Origin of the sequence: Ramlibacter aurantiacus, assembly GCF_016722895.1 — a bacterium.
GTDB lineage: Bacteria > Pseudomonadota > Gammaproteobacteria > Burkholderiales > Burkholderiaceae_C > Ramlibacter > Ramlibacter aurantiacus.
Genome location: NZ_JAEQNA010000003.1, coordinates 82198 through 98876, shown reverse-complemented (window position 1 = coordinate 98876; position 16679 = coordinate 82198). Strand labels below are relative to the sequence as shown.

The following is a 16679-nucleotide window of genomic DNA, read 5'->3' as shown; positions in this document are numbered from 1 at the left end:
CCCCTAGGCTTTCGGCAGGGTCACCCCGCTCTGCCCCTGGTACTTGCCGCCGCGGTCCTTGTAGCTCACCTCGCAGGTCTCGTCGCTCTCGAAGAACAACACCTGGGCGCAGCCCTCGCCGGCATAGATGCGCGCTGGCAGCGGCGTGGTGTTGCTGAACTCGAGGGTGACGTAGCCTTCCCACTCGGGCTCGAAGGGGGTCACGTTCACGATAATTCCGCATCTCGCATATGTCGATTTCCCCAGGCAGATGGTCAGCACGTTGCGCGGGATGCGGAAGTACTCGAGCGTGCGAGCCAGCGCGAAGCTGTTGGGCGGAATGATGCAGGAGTCGCCGTGGAAGTCGACGAAGCTCTTTTCGTCGAAGTTCTTCGGGTCCACCACGGTGCTGTGGATGTTGGTGAAGACCTTGAACTCGGGCGCGCAGCGGATGTCGTAGCCGTAGCTGGACGTGCCATAGCTGATGACGCGGCGCCCGTCCACCTCGCGCACCTGTTTCGGCTCGAAGGGCTCGATCAGGCCGTGCTCCTCGGCCATGCGCCGGATCCATTTGTCGCTCTTGATCATCGGGTGGGTTCTCCTGCAGGGGGGCTCGATTGTAGGAAGGCCCCCGACACGCACACCCGCTCGACCACCCGGTCGTCGCCCAGCACGATCATCGCGAACAGCAGCTCGTCGAGCGTGCGGGCATGGGCGGTGCGCCGCGCCAGCAGCGGCGTGGCGCTGGGGTCCAGCACCAGGAAATCGGCCTCGCACCCGGGGCGCAGGTTGCCCACCACGCCCTCCAGCCCCAGCGCACGCGCCGCCCCGGCGGTGTGCTGCCACCACAGCTGCGCGGGCGGCAGCGACAGGCCCGGCTTGGTCTGTCCTTCGCGCCCGACGTAGTAGGCGGCCAGCATGGTGTGGAAGGGGCTGAAGCTGGTGCCGCCGCCGACGTCGCTGGCCAGCCCGTAAGGCATGCCGATGCGATCGGCGCCTTCGTAATCGAAGAAGCCGCTGCCCAGGAACAGGTTGCTGGTGGGGCAGACCGCGGCCGCCGCGCCGCGGTCCCGCATCAGCGCCCGGTCCTCGTCGTCGAAGTGGATGCAGTGGGCATAGACCGCGCGCTCGCGCAGCAGGCCGAAGTCGTCGTAGATGGCCAGGTAGCTGCGCGCGGCCGGAAACAGCTCGCGCGCCCACAGGATTTCGTCGCGGTTCTCGGCCACATGCGACTGCACCCACACGCCGGCGTGTCGCGCCGCCAGTTCGCCCGCGCCGCGCAGCTGCGCCTCGGAGCAGCTGGGGGCGAAGCGCGGGGTGATCGCATAGCCCAGGCGGCCCTGGCCATGCCAGCGGCCGATCAGGGCTTCGGTGTCGACCAGCGACTGCTCGGTGTCGTCGCGCACACCATCGGGCGAGTGGCGGTCCTGCAGCACCTTGCCGGCAATCAGCCGCAGCCGTCGCCGCCGGGCCGCGGCCATCAGCGCGTCGACCGAGGGCACGTGCGAACTCGCGAAGCACAGCGCCGTGGTGACGCCGTGGCGCAGCAGCTCGTCGAGGAAGACCTCGGCCATTTCCCCGGCGTGCAGCTCCTCGCTGAAGCGCGACTCGTGCGGGAAGGTGTATTGCTCCAGCCAGGGCAGCAATCCCTCGGCGGGTGAGCCGATCACGTCCAGCTGCGGGAAGTGCACGTGCAGGTCGAGGAAGCCCGGAGCCAGCAGGCGGCCCGGCAGGTGTTCGACGGCGACGCCGGGAAAGTTGCCGCAAAGGGCCGCGTAGGAACCGGCGGCCCGGATCAGCGGCGTGCCGTCGGCGCCGGGCCCGATGACGAGCAGGCCATCTTCATCGTGGATGGGCGTGCCCTGGTCGTCGAAGCGGAGCAAGGCGGCGCGATAGGCTTTCATGCGGCTATTTTGAGGCGCGCCCCTGCACGCCGGCGACCAGGTAGTCCATCTGCAGGATCTCCGCATCGGTGAGCGTACGGCCGGCGGGGGTGCGCTGCCTGCCCGTGTTGTCGACGATGGGTCCGGCAAAGGGATGCAGGCGGCCGGCGGCGATGTCGCGCTGCCGCGCCAGCACCTCGTCGCGTATCGCCTGCGGCACGCGCGGGCCGAAGTCGCCGACCCGGACCATGCCTTCGGCCACGCCGCCCCACACCTGGGCGGGCTTCCATCGGCCCTCCAGCAGTTCGGTGGCACGGCGGGTGTAGTAGGCGCCCCAGTGATGGGTCACGGCGGCGATCTGCGCGTCGGGCCCGAACTTGCGCATGTCCGAGTGGTAGGCCACCGCCATGCGGCCGCGCTCCTGCGCCGCGGCCATGATGGCCGAGGAGCCCGTGTGGAAGGCGATCACGTCCACGCCCTGGTCGAACAACGCCATGGCGGCATCGCGTTCGCGCGGCGGGTTGAACCACTCGCCCAGGAACACCACCCGCACCTGCGCCTGCGGGTTGACCGAGCGCATGCCGAGCGTGAAGGCATTGACGCCCTGCAGCACTTCCGGAATGGGAAAGCCCGCGACGAAACCGGCCACCCCCGCCTGGCTCATGCGCCCCGCGGCCACGCCGGCCAGGTAGCGCCCCTCGTAGTAGCGGGCGTTGGCGGTGGCCACGTTGGGCGCGGTCTTGTAGCCGGTGATCGACTCGAAGCGCACGTCGGGAAACTCGCGCGCCACCTTCAGCGTGGGCTCCATGTAGCCGAAGCTGGGCGTGAAGATCAGCTGGTGTCCCTGCTGGGCCAGGTCGCGGATGACGCGCTCGGCGTCCGGGCCTTCGGGCACGTTTTCCACTGCGGTGGTGCGCACCCGGCTGCCCAGGGCCGCCTCCAGCGCCTTGCGGCCTTCCTCGTGCTGGCGCACCCAGCCGGCTTCGGTCACGGGCGCCACGTGCACGAAGCCCACCTTCAGCGGTGCCGATGGCGACGCCGGCTGGGCGTGGAGCAAGGGGATGGAAAAAACGAAGGCGGCTGCCGCGATGGCGCCGCCCGCGAGGTTTTTGTACATGGTGTTCCTCTACATGGCCCCGGGAAATCAGATAGGCCAGCCGCCGGGGCGCGACTGGCAAGGGCGAGGATTCTATCGGCCCGACGGCGCCGGACCCGGTCGCAGCACGAGCTGGTGCACCCAGTGGGGCGGGTTCAACCGGAGCGGCCGGTACTGCACCCGCGCCCATTCGCCCGCCATGTCCCGATAACGGGAGCTGAACACCAGGCCGCTCTGCCCGGCCTGGGAAATGAACAGCGAGCGCTCGGGGTCGGCCAGGTCGTACAGCGTGCGCAGGCTGGCCGCATGCCGGCTCGCGAAGGGCTGCTCGCGGTGGTTGGGCAGGTATTGGCCGACGTTCACCGTCCAGGCGTCGCCGGGGCTGGGCACGCTGACGTCGAACACGCGCGCCAACAGCGGCACGCTGCCCAGGGGCCGGTGCACCGAAAGGGCCGGATGCGCGCGGCCCCAGCGCCACTCGGCGACCTCCCGGCCCTGGTCGGCCGCGATGCGAACGAGCGCCCGATCCAGCGCCGCGGCCGCGTGCTGCTCGCAGGACAGCGGCGCGCACCAGGCGCGGCCGATCGCCGGCTGTTCCAGCATGAGCTCCAGCCCTGGCCGGAAGCTGCGCTTGCCGTAGAGCGCCTGGAACTTCTCCGCGCCGATGCGCGGCGCCACCAGCGCCCGGGTCATCTCGTCGGCCCAGGCCGCCACGATGAGCGGCGCGGCCGCATCGGCGCGCATGTCACCGTCGAACCCACGCAGCTGCGCCTGGGCCTCGGCGGCCAGCGGGTGGCTGCTGCGCACGCGCTGCAGCAGGGGCAGCAAGCGGCGGCTGGCGCTGGAGACCGTGTCGGCCTGGATCGCGGCCATGCTGCGCAGGTCGTGGCGATCACTGGCCGCGAGCAGCTGTTCGATGCGTTCGAAGCGCTCGGGCGTGGCCCAGTCGCCGCCGATGAAGTGGGAATAGCCCGGCGGCAGCACCCGCTGGTTGGCCGTGGCCCACCAGCCCCGCGCCGCGATGGCCTCGTGCGTCGCGCGCGGATGGGCCGAGGCGGGCAGCCAGCCCGCCCAGTCGTGGCGCGCGTCCCAGCCGGGCGCCGGCGCGATGCCGCGCAGCTCGTCGTCGCCGCGCCGCAGCGGCACCCGCCCAATGGCCTCGAACGCCATGCGGCCCTGGGTGTCCGCGGCCAGCAGGTTTTGCATGGGCGAGTGGTGCAACGCCGAGGCCTGCAGCAGTTCATCCACGGTCTGCGCCTCGTTGGCCGCCATGCCGGCCTGCACCGTCGTGTTGTCCGCGTCCAGCGCGGCCCAGCGCAGGGCGAGCACATACCGCCGTGTGTCGATCACGTCCGCGTAGCCGGGCATCACGTCGCTGACCACCGGCCCGTGGCGGGTGGCGCGCACCCGCAGCCGGTGATCGGGCTCGCCTTTCACGCGAATCAGCTCCTCGCGTTCGCTGAAGGAAGCCCAGCCGCCCGGGGTCCGGTACCGGCCCGGCCGCTCGGGATCGATCTGCTCCAGGTAGAGGTCCTGCACGTCCGGCGCGGTGTTGGTGTAGCTCCACGCGACGCCGGCGGTGCGTCCCAGCACCACGACAGGCAAGCCTGGCAGGGTGGCGCCGATGACGTCCGTGGCGCGCCCGCCCGGCTCGGCCGGCGCCTTCAGCCGGGCCATGTACCAGATGGCCGGCACGTGCAGGCTCAGGTGCGGGTCGTTGGCCAGCAAGGGGCGCCCGCTGGCGCTGCGCGAGCCCGCGACCACCCAGTTGTTGGAGCCCACGCCCTCCGCATGACCGAGGCCCGCCAGCCACGGATCGGGCCCGGCCTCGATGCCGGTGCGCTGGTGCGGCGGCCGATCGCGGTAGACATCCAGGCTTCGGTACAGCGCCGCCAGGTCCACCGTGGTGGCAGGCGGTTCGCCGGGATACGGCGGCATCAGCTGCCAAAGCTCGTCGGTGGACAGGCGTTGCAGCAGCGACAAGCGCGCGAATTCGTTGCCCCAGTTGGCGCCGAGATCGAGCGCCATCATCAGCGCCCAGCCCATGCTGTCCTGCGGCGTCCAGCGGCCTGGCTGCACCCGCAGCAGGTGGAACTCGGGCGACGGCAACTGCGAGCCGCCGGCATGGAAGGCGTTGATGCCGTCGGCATAGGACTGCAGCAAGCGCCGCTCGCGCGCGGGCAGGCGTTCCCATTGCGCCTGGGCCGCGGGCAGGATACCCAAGGTGCGCAACAGCCGGTCGGTGGCCAGGGTGCGCGGCCCCAGCACTTCACTGAGTTCGCCGCGCATCAGGCGGCGGTTGAATTCGAGCTGCCAGCCGCGCTCCTGCGCATGCACCCAGCCGATCGCGAAATAGGCGTCGGCGAGGCTGGCCGCCTCGATGTGCGTCACGTCGGCGGCATCGCGCCGCACGTCGACGGGGGCGCCCAGTCCGCCCACGCGCAGCTCGCCGTCGAGCACGGGGAAGCTGCGCCAGGCCAGCAGGCCCAACACCCCGGCCGCGGCGAGCAGCACGGGTGCGATGGCGAAGCCGATCCGCCGGCGCCAGCTGGCCGCCACGATGGACCCCAGCTTCAGGCGAATTCGGCGAAGAACCGGTCGAGCCGCTCGATATCGCGCTGCCTGGTCGCGGCGTCCGCGAAGCTCGCCTCGAAGCTGTTGCGCGCGAGCTGGTACGCATGCCCCGCGTCCATGCCGGTGGCCGCGAAGATCTCGATGAAGTTGGTGTTGAGGTAGCCGCCGAAATACGCCGGGTCGTCGGAGTTGACCGTGACCGCGAGGCCCGCCTCCAGCAGCTGGCGGATGTTGTGCTGCGCCAGCTGCGGGAACACGCACAGCTTGAGGTTGGATAGCGGGCACACGGTGAGCGCAGTGCGCTGCTGCGCCAGGCGCTGCATCAGCTTCGCGTCCTTGGACGACTGCACGCCATGGTCGATGCGTTCGGCCTTGAGCACATCGAGCGCCGACCAGATGTACGCAGGCGGCCCCTCTTCGCCGGCGTGCGCCACGCGGTGCAGGCCGAGCTCGCCGCAGCGGGCGAACACGCGGGCGAATTTTTCGGGCGGATGGCCCACCTCGCTCGAGTCGAGGCCGACGCCGATGAAGCGGTCGCGCCAGGGCAAGGCTTCTTCCAGGGTGTCGAGGGCCTCTTGCTCGCTCAGGTGGCGCAGGAAGCACAGGATCAACTCGGCGTCGATGCCCAACTGCGTTTGCGCGTCCTGGCAGGCCCGGTGCAATCCTTCGATGACGGCGCCCATCGGGACGCCGCGGACGGTGTGCGTCTGCGGGTCGAAGAAGATCTCGGCGCGCAGCACCCGGTCGGCATGCGCGCGTTCGAGGTACGCCCAGCACATGTCGTAGAAGTCCTGCTCGGTCTGCAGCACGCTGGCACCGGCGTAATAGATGTCCAGGAAGCTCTGCAGGTTGTTGAAGTCGTAGGCGCGGCGCAGCTCGTCCACGCTGGAGTAAGCCAGCTTCACGTCGTTGCGGCGCGCCATCTCGAACATCAGCTCGGGCTCGAGCGAGCCTTCGATGTGGATGTGCAGCTCGGCCTTGGGCATGCGCCGCAGCAGTTCGGGAAGGCGGTCGTGGGGAATGCGGCGGGCGAAGTCGTGTACGGCGTCGGTCATGGCGTGCTCGGGCCCGTGCGGGCGGTGGGACGGCCCGCCGATTATGCAGAGCGTGTCAGCGGGCCGCGGCGATCGACTTCTCGAGACCGCCGGCCACGTCGCTCGTACCAGCGGTTGCCAGGCCGGGCGCCGGGCCCGGCGTCTCGTCCGATGGACCCGGAAACGCGTCACTGCATGAGTGCCTGAAGCCGGAGGGCTCCGCGCGCCCCTTGGAAATGGATCGCTCCACAGCGCCAGCGGCCGACTGGTCACCTGCCGAACCCGCAGACGGCTGCGCGGAGTTCCGCTGGACAGACCACTCGTGACGCCTGGTCTTGAAGTCGCTCGCCTCGGGCGCGGCCTGGTGATTCCAGAGGGGGTTGAAGCGCCGGGCCACGTCCGCGATGGCGCCATCCACCGCAACGACCAGTTTCTGGTGTTCGACCCATCCCTGGACGACCGGCACAGCCCGGACCCGCGCACGCACCTCTTCATGCACGGCCGCCCGGACGTGGGGCCGCAGTTCGCGCAGGCCAAAGCTCTGCAGTTGAGTCGATCCCGGAAAATCGCAATCCTTCAACGCGCGGTTCATGCCCAAGACCGCGAGGGCGTAGGAACGCATCTCAAGGTCCTGCTCTGCAACGTCACGGTGGTCGAAAAGGCGGGCCCAGCCTTGCGCACTCCAATACGCCAGGTGCAGCAGCCGGCCGCTCGATTCCACCATTCGCCGGGTCCGGTCGACATCGAGGGCATCGGTCGATTGGGAACGGGTGGCTTCGAGCAAGCCGCGCACGTCGGTGGCGACGTTCGCGGGCACCCGCACCCAGGCCAACGCACGCTCGATGCCGTCGACCCCGTACTCCTCCTCGAGCCTGGCGCGGATGCCCTGCAGGATGTCGCGCCGCAGGCGAAGGACGTCGGACCGGTCCGGCGTGCGTGCACGCCTGGCAAACAGGCCCAGGCACCCGCAACACGTGCCTGGCTCTGGCGGCGGGCGCAGGGCGTTCCAGTCCACCCGGTCCGCACCGCGTGGCTGGACGGCCACCGTACACAAGGTGCCGAAAGAGATGGGGCGCTGGGTGGATTCGCGATGGAAGCGGCCGCTGATGCAGGGGATCATGGTGTGTAGGCCGTGAGGGGGTGATGGGTCACCGGAAGCTCCGGTGTGGCAAGCCACGCCAGAAGCCGGCGCGACCCCTGTCATTTTCGACACCCGCCTTATTGACAAGCTCACCAAAACCTGACTGGGCACACGAATCCAGCCCGCAAAAAAGCCGCCCGAAGGCGGCCTGTCCGGCGGCTTCGAGCCCGCTTACTTCTTGTCGCCGCCCGGCACCCGGCCTTCGACGCCGCGCACGTAGAAGTTGACCCCCCCCAGGAACTTGTCATCGGCGACCTGGTCCTTGGCCAGCACTTCCTTGCCGTCCTGGCCGACGATCGGGCCCTTCCAGATCACGAAGCTGCCGTCCTTCAGGCCGGCCTTGATCTCGTCGATGCGCTTGCGGGTTTCCTCCGGCACGTCGGCGGCGACCGAAACCATGTCGATGGCCCCTTCCTTGACGCCCCACCAGTTGCCCTGGTTGCCCTGCCACTTGCCTTCCAGCGCATCGCGCACGGCCTTGGTGTAGTACGGCGCCCAGTTGATGATGGCCGAGCCCAGGTGGGCCTTGGGTCCGTAGGTGGTCATGTCGCTGTCCCAGCCGAAGGCGCGCTTGCCCATCTTCTCGGCCGTCTGCAGCACGGCCGACGAATCGGTGTTCTGCATCAGCACGTCGGCGCCGCCGTTGATCAGCGAGGTGGCGGCTTCGGTTTCCTTCGGCGGGTTGAACCACTCGCCGACCCAGACCACGCGGGTCTTGATGTTGGGGTTCACCGACTGCGCGCCCAGGGTGAAGCTGTTGATGTTGCGGATCACCTCGGGGATGGGGATGGAGCCGACCACGCCCAGGGTGTTGGTCTTGGTCATCTTGCCGGCGATCACGCCGGCCATGTAGGCGCCCTCGTAGGTGCGGCTGTCGTAGGTGCGCAGGTTGTCGGCGGTCTTGTAGCCGGTGGCGTGCTCGAACTTCACGTCCTTGTGGTCGGCCGCCACCTTCATCATGGGCTCCATGTAGCCGAAGGTCGTGCCGAAGATCAGCTGGTTACCCTGGCTCACCATGTCGCGGAACACGCGCTCGGCGTCGGCCGACTCGGGCACTTTCTCGACGAAGCTGGTGACGATCTTGTCGCCGAATTCCTTCTCGATGGCCTTGCGGCCGTTGTCGTGCGCGAAGGTCCAGCCGCCGTCGCCCACCGGGCCGACGTAGGCGAAGGCGATCTTCAGCGGCTCGGTCTTGGCCGCGGCGGCCGGGGCCGCCGCCGGTGCGGAGGCCGCGGGCGCCGCCTCCTCCTTCTTGCCGCAGGCCACCAGCGCGGTGGCGGCCAGGGCCGACAGGGCCATCGTGTGCAACAGCGATCGTTTGTTCAGGTCGGTCATCGTCGTCCTATGAGTGGGATGGGAAGCGTGGGAAAAAGCCCGCGAAATTATGAGCCGGGATGGAAGGGGCGCCCCAGGGAAGCGGGCATGTTCACGCGGATCCAGGTGGGATTTCGCGACATCAGCGCCAGCACGAGGATGGTCGCCAGGTAAGGCAGCATGGTGAGGAATTCGCTGGGCAGCTCGACGCCCCGGCCCTGCAGGTGGAACTGCAGCATGGTCACCCCGCCGAACAGGTAGGCCCCCAGCAGCACCCGCGCGGGCCGCCAGGTGGCGAAGGTGGTCAGGGCCAGCGCGATCCAGCCGCGGCCGGCCACCATGCCCTCGACCCACAGCGGCGTGTAGATGACCGACAGGTAGGCGCCGGCCAGGCCGCACAGCGCGCCGCCCACCACCACCGCGGCCAGGCGGATGCGCCGCACCGGGTAACCCAGCGCGTGCGCCGATTCGGGCGACTCGCCCACCGAGCGCAGCACCAGGCCGGCGCGCGATCGCCACAGGAACCAGACCAGGCCCGCGGTGAAGGCGATGGTGAGATACACCATGGGGTGCTGCCGGAACAGCGCCGGCCCGAGCAGCGGAATGTCGGCCAGCAGCGGCACCTCGAATCGCATCCGCTGGGGCAACTTCTCCTGCACATAGCCGATGCCCACGAAGGCCGAAAAGCCGGCTCCGAACAGGCTGAGTGCCAGTCCGGTGGCGTACTGGTTGGTGTTGAGCCAGATCACCAGCAGCCCGAACACCAACGCCAGCAGCGCGCCGGCGGCCGCGCCCGCCGCGAAGCCGGCCAGGTCGCTGCCGGTGTGCACCACCGCGGCGAAGCCGGCGATGGCGGCGCACAGCATCATGCCCTCGGCCCCCAGGTTGACGATGCCGGCTTTCTCGTTGATCAGCAGCCCCAGCGCGGCCAGGGCCAGCACGGTGCCGGCGTTGAGCGTGGACGCCAGCAGCAGCGCGTATGCATCCATCAGGCCCCCCCCCGCCGCGCCGGAACCCAGCGCACCCGCCAGGCCTGCAGCGTGTCGCAGGCCAGCAGCGCGAACAGCAGCAGCCCCTGGAACACCCCGGTGATGGACTTGGGCAGCCCCAGCCGCGACTGCGCCAGTTCGCCGCCGATGTAGAACATGCTCATGAGGATGGCCGAAAACACCATGCCGACCGGATGCAGCCGGCCGACGAAGGCCACGATGATCGCGGCGAAGCCGTAGCCGGCGGGCACGTAGGGCGTGAGTTGCCCGATCGGGCCCGCGACCTCCAGCGCCCCGGCCAGTCCGGCCGCGCCGCCCGAGACCAGCAGCGCGATCCACAGCGCCTTGCGCGAGGAAAAGCCGGCGTAGCGCGCCGCCGCCGGCGCCAGTCCACCCACCTGCTGCGCGAATCCGGCCCGGGTGCGGAACAGGAAGACCCACAGCAGTGCCGTGCCCGCCAGCGCGATCAGCAGCCCGAGGTTCACCCGCGAGCCGGTCATCAGGCGCGGCACCTGGGTGACGGCCTCGAAGGTCTTGGTCTGCGGGAAGTTGTAGCCGGCCGGGTCCTTCCAGGGCCCGAACACCAGCCACATGAGCAGCTGCACCGCCACGTAGACCAGCATCAGGCTGACCAGGATCTCGTTGGCGTTGAAGCGGTCCCGCAGCCAGGCGACCAGCGCGGCCCAGAACATGCCACCGGCCACCCCGGCCAGCAGGATGGGCACCACGATCCAGCGGGTGCTGTCCCGGCCCGCGAGCAGCGCCATGCCGCCGGCGCAGATCGCCCCCAGCACGAACTGGCCTTCGGCACCGATGTTCCAGACATTGGAGCGGAAACACACCGCCAGGCCGAGTGCGATCAGCAGCAGCGGCGTGGCCTTGACCATCAGCTCGCCCAGCGCGTACCGGGTGCGCAGCGGCTCCCAGAAGAACAGTTGCAGGCCGCGCACCGGGTCCTTGTCCAGCGCGATGAAGAGCACGATGCCGATCGCCACCGTGATGGCCAGCGCCAGCAGCGGCGAGGCGACGCTCCAGAACGCGGACGCCTGGGGCCTCGGTTCCAGCTTAAACATCGGCCGCCTCCCGCGCCGCTTCCTCGTGGCTGCGGTCCCACAAGCCGCTCATCCACTCGCCGATCAATTCCACCGTGGCCTGCTCGCGCGACAGGGGCGGCGAGAGCCGGCCCTTGGCCATCACGTGCAGCCGGTCGCTCAGCTCGAACAGTTCGTCGAGCTCCTCGCTGACCACCAGCACCGCGCAGCCGGCATCGCGCAGCCGCAGGATCTCGCCGCGGATCTGGGCGGCGGCGCCGACGTCCACGCCCCAGGTGGGCTGCGAGATGACGAGCAGCCGCGGGTTGGCCTCGATCTCGCGGCCGACGATGAACTTTTGCAGGTTGCCGCCGGACAGCGACCGGGCTGGCGCGTCGGGCCCGCCGGCGCGCACGCCGAAGCGTTCGATGATGCGCGCGGCCTGCTGCCGCAAGGCCTCGAGGTGGATCCATCCGCCCCGCCCCAGCGCCTCCTGGCGGGTGAGCAGCAGGTTGTGCGCCAGCCCCAGCGCCGGCACGGCGCCACGGCCCAGGCGTTCCTCGGGCACGAAGTGCAGGCCCAGCGCACGGCGACGGCCCGGCCCCAGCCGGCCGGCGGGCCGGCCCGCCACCTGCACCCGGCCCGGCTCGGCCCGCCTGTCCTCCCCCGAAAGCGCGAACAGCAGCTCCCGCTGCCCGTTGCCCGAGACGCCGGCGATGCCCACCACCTCCCCCGCGCACACCTGCAGGTGGATGTCCTGCAGGTCGGTGCCGAACGGGGATTCGCGTTCGAGGCTCAGCCCCTGCACCCGCAGCACCGCGTCGCCGGGCTGGTGCGGCCGGTGTTCCAGCACCGGCGGCTCGGCGCCGATCATCATTCGGCTGAGGGAGGCGTTGCTCTCCTGGCGCGGGTCGCACTCGCCGGTGACGCGGCCTGCGCGCAGCACCGTGCAGGCGGTGCACAGCTCGCGGATCTCGTGCAGCTTGTGGCTGATGTAGAGGATGCTGCAGCCCTGCGCCGCCAGGGTGCGCAGCACGGCGAACAGGCGCTCGACCGCCTGCGGCGTGAGCACCGAAGTCGGCTCGTCCAGGATCAGCAGCTGGGGATCGGTGAGCAGGGCGCGGATGATCTCCACCCGCTGCATCTGACCCACCGACAGCGTGTGCACCGGCCGGCCGGGGTCGATGTCCAGGCCGTATTCACCGGCCTTGGCGGTGATGCGGCGCGAGACCTCGGCCAGCGACAGCTGCTTGCCCAGGCCCAGCCATACGTTCTCGGCCACGGTGAGGGTGTCGAACAGGCTGAAGTGCTGGAACACCATGCTGATGCCCAGCGCCCGTGCCTCCTGCGGGTTGCGCACCTGCACCGGCTGGCCGTTCCAGAGCACGCGGCCCTCGTCGGGCTTGACGCTGCCGTAGATGATCTTCATCAGGGTGGACTTGCCGGCGCCGTTCTCGCCCAGCACGGCGTGCGTCTGGCCGGGCTCGACCCGCAGCGACACGCCATCGTTGGCCACCACCGCGGGGTATCGCTTGGTGATGCCGGTCAGCTGCAGCCGGGGTGCGGAGGTGTTCATGCGAGGTCAGTTGCGACGGCGGGCACCGGGCCGGCCGCCATCCGGTGGCGTTGAAGCGACGCCCCATCCGGTGTTCTGCCGCCATACTGGAACGCCATGGAAGCCAACACGATTCGATTCATCCGCCGGGGCGAGCTTGTGACGCTCGGCAATGTACCACCCGACCGCACGCTGCTCGACCTGCTGCGCGAGGACCTGGGATGCACCGGCACCAAGGAAGGGTGCGGCGAAGGCGACTGCGGCGCCTGCACGGTCGTCCTGGCCGAACCCGAAGGCGGGCGCCTGCGCTTTCGCGCCATCAACAGCTGCATCCGGCTGGCGCATTCCATCGACGGCATGGCCCTGTGGACGGTGGAAGACCTGGCCGGGCCCGACGGCAGCCTGCACCCGGCGCAAGAGTCGCTGGTGCAGGCGCATGGTTCGCAGTGCGGGTTCTGCACGCCGGGGTTCGTGATGAGCCTGTTCGGCATGTACCAGAACCACGTGGTGCGCGGCGAGCCGATCACGCGCGAACGGGCGCAGGCCGAGCTGTCGGGCAACCTGTGCCGCTGCACCGGGTACCGGCCCATCCTCGATGCCGCCACCCGCATGGCCGAGTTTCCGGCCGTGCCCGTGGACGAAGCCGCCCTGCTCGAGCGCCTGTCGGCGCTGGCGCCCCAGGTGCCCTCGACCGGCTACCTCGCCCCGACCCGGCTGGCCGACCTGCTGGCCCTGCGTGCTGAACATCCCCAGGCCCAGCTGGTGGCCGGATGCACCGACGCCGGGCTGTGGATCACCAAGCTGCACCGGCAGTACCCCCGCGTGCTGGACGTCACGCGGGTCCAGGAGTTGCGTCGGATCGACCCCTGGCACCCCGGCCCGGACCAGCCGGCCGGGCTGGCCATCGGGGCGGCGGTGACGCTGGCCGATGCCTTCGACGCCCTGGTCGCGCAGCGCCCGCAGCTGCAGACCTTCGCCGAGCGCTTCGCCGGCCTGCCCGTGCGCAACTCCGGCACCCTGGGCGGCAACATCGCCAACGGCTCGCCCATCGGCGACTCCATGCCGCTGCTCATCGCGCTGGGTGCGCGCCTGGTGCTGGCCAGCGCGCGCGGCGAACGCGAGGTCGCGCTCGAAGACTTCTACACGGGCTACCGGCAAACCGTGCTCGCGGCCGACGAGGTGGTGGCCCGCATCGAGGTGCCGGGCCCGGCCGAGGGCGAGTTCCTGCGCGCCTACAAGATCTCCAAGCGTTACGACGACGACATCTCCGCCGTCTGCCTGGTGGTCCAGCTCGGCTTGTCCGATGGCCACGTGGCGCGAGCCCGCATCGGCGCCGGCGGGGTCGCGGCGACGCCCGTGCGCGCCCGCCAGGCCGAGGCGCAGCTGGCCGGGCGGCCCTGGACCGAAGAGGCCGCCCATGCCGCCGCCGACGCGCTGCGCGCGGAGTTCAGCCCCATCAGCGACATGCGCGCCAGCGCCGCCTACCGCCGGCAGGTGCTGGGCAACCTGATGCGCCGCCTGTGGCTCGAAAGCCAGGGCGTGCGCGGCATCAACCTGGAGAGCTTCCGGATCGAGGAGGTCACCGAATGAACGCGCGCGAAAAGGAATTCACCTCGTCCTCCGGCGGCGGGCCGGGCGGCGCGGCCGATGCCGGCGAACGCAACCTGGCACCCGCCACCGTCTCGCCCCACGCGCCGGCGGGGTCGCGTCCGGCCGTGGGCAGCCCCCACATCCACGAAAGCGCCCGGGCCCAGGTGGCCGGCCGCGCGACCTACGTGGACGACATGACCGAACTCAAGGGCACGCTGCACGCCGCGCCCATCCTGTCGCCGGTGGCGCACGGCCGCCTGCGCGGGGTCGACCCGAAAGCGGCGCTGGACCTGCCGGGCGTGCGCGGCGTGGTGCTGGCCGGGGACATCCCGGGTGATCCGGTGCTGGCCACCTTCGTGCACGACGAACCCATCTTCGCGCTCGACACCGTCGAACACGTGGGCCAGGTGATCGGCCTGGTGGTGGCCGACAGCGCGCTGGCTGCGCGCCGTGCCGCGCGCCAGGTTCGCCTGGACATCGAGCCGCTGCCGGCGCTGCTGGACGTGCGCGCGGCCCACGCGGCGCGAAGCTACGTGCTGCCGCCGGTGACCGTGCGCCGGGGTGAGCCCGAAGCCGCCCTGGCCGCCTCGCCGCATCGCCTCTGCGGCCAGCTGGAGGTGGGCGGACAGGAGCACTTCTACCTCGAAGGCCAGGTGGCCTATGCCATCCCGCTGGAGCAGGGCCAGTGGCACATCCACTCCAGCACCCAGCACCCGGGCGAGGTGCAGCACTGGGTGGCCCACGCGCTCCACCTTGAAAACAGCGCCGTCACCGTGGAGTGCCGCCGCATGGGCGGCGGCTTCGGCGGCAAGGAGACGCAGGCCGGCCACATGGCGGTCTGGGCCGCGCTGGCGGCGCGCAAGCTGGGGCGCCCGGTCAAGCTGCGGCTGGACCGTGACGACGACTTCATGATCACCGGCAAGCGCCACCCCTTCGCCTACGACTGGGAGGTGGGCTTCGACGACATCGGCCGCATCACCGCCTTGAAGATGGCCATGCTGGCCAACTGCGGCTTCTCGGCCGACCTGTCCGGCCCGGTGGCCGACCGCGCCATCTTCCACAGCGACAACGCGTACTTCCTGTCCGACGTGGAGATCGCCTCGTACCGCTGCAAGACGAACGTGCAGAGCCACACGGCCTTCCGCGGCTTCGGCGGCCCGCAGGGCGTGGTCGCCATCGAGGCCATCATCGGCGACATCGCACGGCACCTGGGACTGGACCCGCTGGCGGTGAGGCAGCGCAACTTCTACGGCGTGGGTGAACGCGACGTCACGCACTACCAGATGAAGGTCGAGGACAACATCCTCGAGCCGTTGGTCAACACCCTGGCTCGCTCGTGCGGCTATGCCGAGCGGCGCCAGCGCATCGCGCAGTGGAACGCCGACAGCCCCGTCGTCAAGCGCGGCCTGGCGCTCACGCCGGTCAAGTTCGGCATCAGCTTCACCGCCACCTTCTTCAACCAGGCCGGTGCGCTGGTGCACGTGTTCACCGACGGCAGCGTGCAGCTCAATCACGGCGGCACCGAGATGGGCCAGGGCCTGCACACCAAGATCATGCAGGTCGTGGCCGACGAGCTGGGCGTGCCCTTCGAGCGGGTGCGCGTCACCGCCACCGAAACCGGCAAGGTGCCCAACGCCTCGGCCACCGCCGCATCGGCCGGCACCGACCTCAACGGCCGCGCCGCGCAGTACGCCGCCCGCAACATCCGCGACAACCTGGCGGCCTTCGTGGCCGGCCTGGACGGCTGCGGCGCCGGTGCGGTCCGCCTGCGCCGCGGGGAAGTCATCTCGCCCAAGGCCACCCGCAGCTTCGACGAAGTGGTGAAGCTGGCCTACGCCAACCGCATCCAGTTGTGGAGCGACGGCTTCTACCGCACGCCCAAGATCCACTACGACAAGGTCACCCTCACCGGCCGGCCCTTCTACTACTTCAGCTACGGCGCGGCCTGCAGCGAGGTCGCCATCGACACCCTCACCGGCGAGAGTCGCGTGCTGGCCGTGGACATCCTGCACGACGTGGGCACCTCGATCAATCCGGCCATCGACGTGGGCCAGATCGAAGGCGGCTTCATCCAGGGCATGGGCTGGCTCACCTGCGAGCAGCTGGTGTGGAACGAGCAGGGCGTGCTCACCACGCATGCGCCCAGCACCTACAAGATCCCGGCCACGGGAGACTTGCCGACACGCCTGGCGGTGGCGCTCTGGCCCGAGGCCAATCGCGAGGACAACGTCGGCGGCAGCAAGGCCGTGGGCGAGCCGCCCTTCATGCTGGCGATCAGCGTGTGGGAGGCGATACGGGAAGCGGTGGCTGCCGCGGGGGGTGATGCCTCGCGGCTGGTGGCTCCGGCGACGCCGGAGCATGTGTTGCGGGCGCTGGGTGGGGTGGGGTGACCTCTACAAACCGGCGCAACTCGGTTGTGCCGGCGCGGTCAAGCTTCGCTTCAGCCGCGCCTTCAGCCCCCTCGTAAACACCCGGCGGCGACCACGAAAAGAT

The 16679-nt window shown here is 70.3% G+C and carries 12 protein-coding genes; 2 read left to right on the top strand and 10 right to left on the bottom strand.

What is annotated here, in order from left to right; genetic code table 11:
• Nucleotides 1-3 precede the first annotated feature (3 nt).
• From dcd to JI739_RS10405, 10 genes are all read right to left on the bottom strand, one after another.
• Nucleotides 4-567, bottom strand: a complete 564-nt coding sequence (gene dcd / locus JI739_RS10450; protein ID WP_201683840.1) for a dCTP deaminase — start codon at nt 565-567, stop codon at nt 4-6.
• On the bottom strand, nt 564-1883 hold the full coding sequence (gene guaD / locus JI739_RS10445) for a guanine deaminase (RefSeq protein WP_201683839.1): 1320 nt from the start codon (nt 1881-1883) through the stop codon (nt 564-566). Before guaD ends, dcd begins: the two co-directional genes overlap by 4 nt.
• Nucleotides 1884-1887: 4 nt before the next feature.
• Nucleotides 1888-2979: a BMP family ABC transporter substrate-binding protein gene (locus JI739_RS10440; RefSeq protein WP_201683838.1), complete on the bottom strand. Its 1092-nt coding sequence runs from the start codon at nt 2977-2979 to the stop codon at nt 1888-1890.
• A gap of 72 nt (nt 2980-3051) precedes the next feature.
• Entirely contained in the window at nt 3052-5535 is a 2484-nt protein-coding gene (locus tag JI739_RS10435) for a penicillin acylase family protein (protein ID WP_435531603.1), read from the bottom strand.
• Entirely contained in the window at nt 5532-6587 is a 1056-nt protein-coding gene (locus JI739_RS10430; protein WP_201683837.1) for an adenosine deaminase, read from the bottom strand. Before JI739_RS10430 ends, JI739_RS10435 begins: the two co-directional genes overlap by 4 nt.
• A gap of 55 nt (nt 6588-6642) precedes the next feature.
• Nucleotides 6643-7686, bottom strand: coding sequence for a hypothetical protein (locus JI739_RS10425; RefSeq protein ID WP_201683836.1), 1044 nt, complete (start codon nt 7684-7686; stop codon nt 6643-6645).
• 192 nt (nt 7687-7878) lie between these two features.
• Nucleotides 7879-9042, bottom strand: a complete 1164-nt coding sequence (locus tag JI739_RS10420) for a BMP family ABC transporter substrate-binding protein (protein WP_201683835.1) — start codon at nt 9040-9042, stop codon at nt 7879-7881.
• A 47-nt stretch (nt 9043-9089) separates the two neighbouring features.
• On the bottom strand, nt 9090-10010 hold the full coding sequence (locus JI739_RS10415) for an ABC transporter permease (protein ID WP_201683834.1): 921 nt from the start codon (nt 10008-10010) through the stop codon (nt 9090-9092).
• Entirely contained in the window at nt 10010-11083 is a 1074-nt protein-coding gene (locus tag JI739_RS10410) for an ABC transporter permease (RefSeq protein WP_201683833.1), read from the bottom strand. The genes JI739_RS10415 and JI739_RS10410 overlap by 1 nt, the downstream gene beginning before the upstream one ends.
• Entirely contained in the window at nt 11076-12617 is a 1542-nt protein-coding gene (locus tag JI739_RS10405) for an ABC transporter ATP-binding protein (RefSeq protein ID WP_201683832.1), read from the bottom strand. Before JI739_RS10405 ends, JI739_RS10410 begins: the two co-directional genes overlap by 8 nt.
• A gap of 96 nt (nt 12618-12713) precedes the next feature.
• Here JI739_RS10405 and xdhA point away from each other — a divergent pair, with 96 nt between their 5' ends.
• Together xdhA and xdhB are read left to right on the top strand one after the other, a co-directional pair.
• Nucleotides 12714-14186, top strand: coding sequence for a xanthine dehydrogenase small subunit (xdhA, locus tag JI739_RS10400; protein ID WP_201683831.1), 1473 nt, complete (start codon nt 12714-12716; stop codon nt 14184-14186).
• Nucleotides 14183-16576: a xanthine dehydrogenase molybdopterin binding subunit gene (gene xdhB, locus JI739_RS10395; protein ID WP_201683830.1), complete on the top strand. Its 2394-nt coding sequence runs from the start codon at nt 14183-14185 to the stop codon at nt 16574-16576. Before xdhA ends, xdhB begins: the two co-directional genes overlap by 4 nt.
• Nucleotides 16577-16679 lie beyond the last annotated feature (103 nt).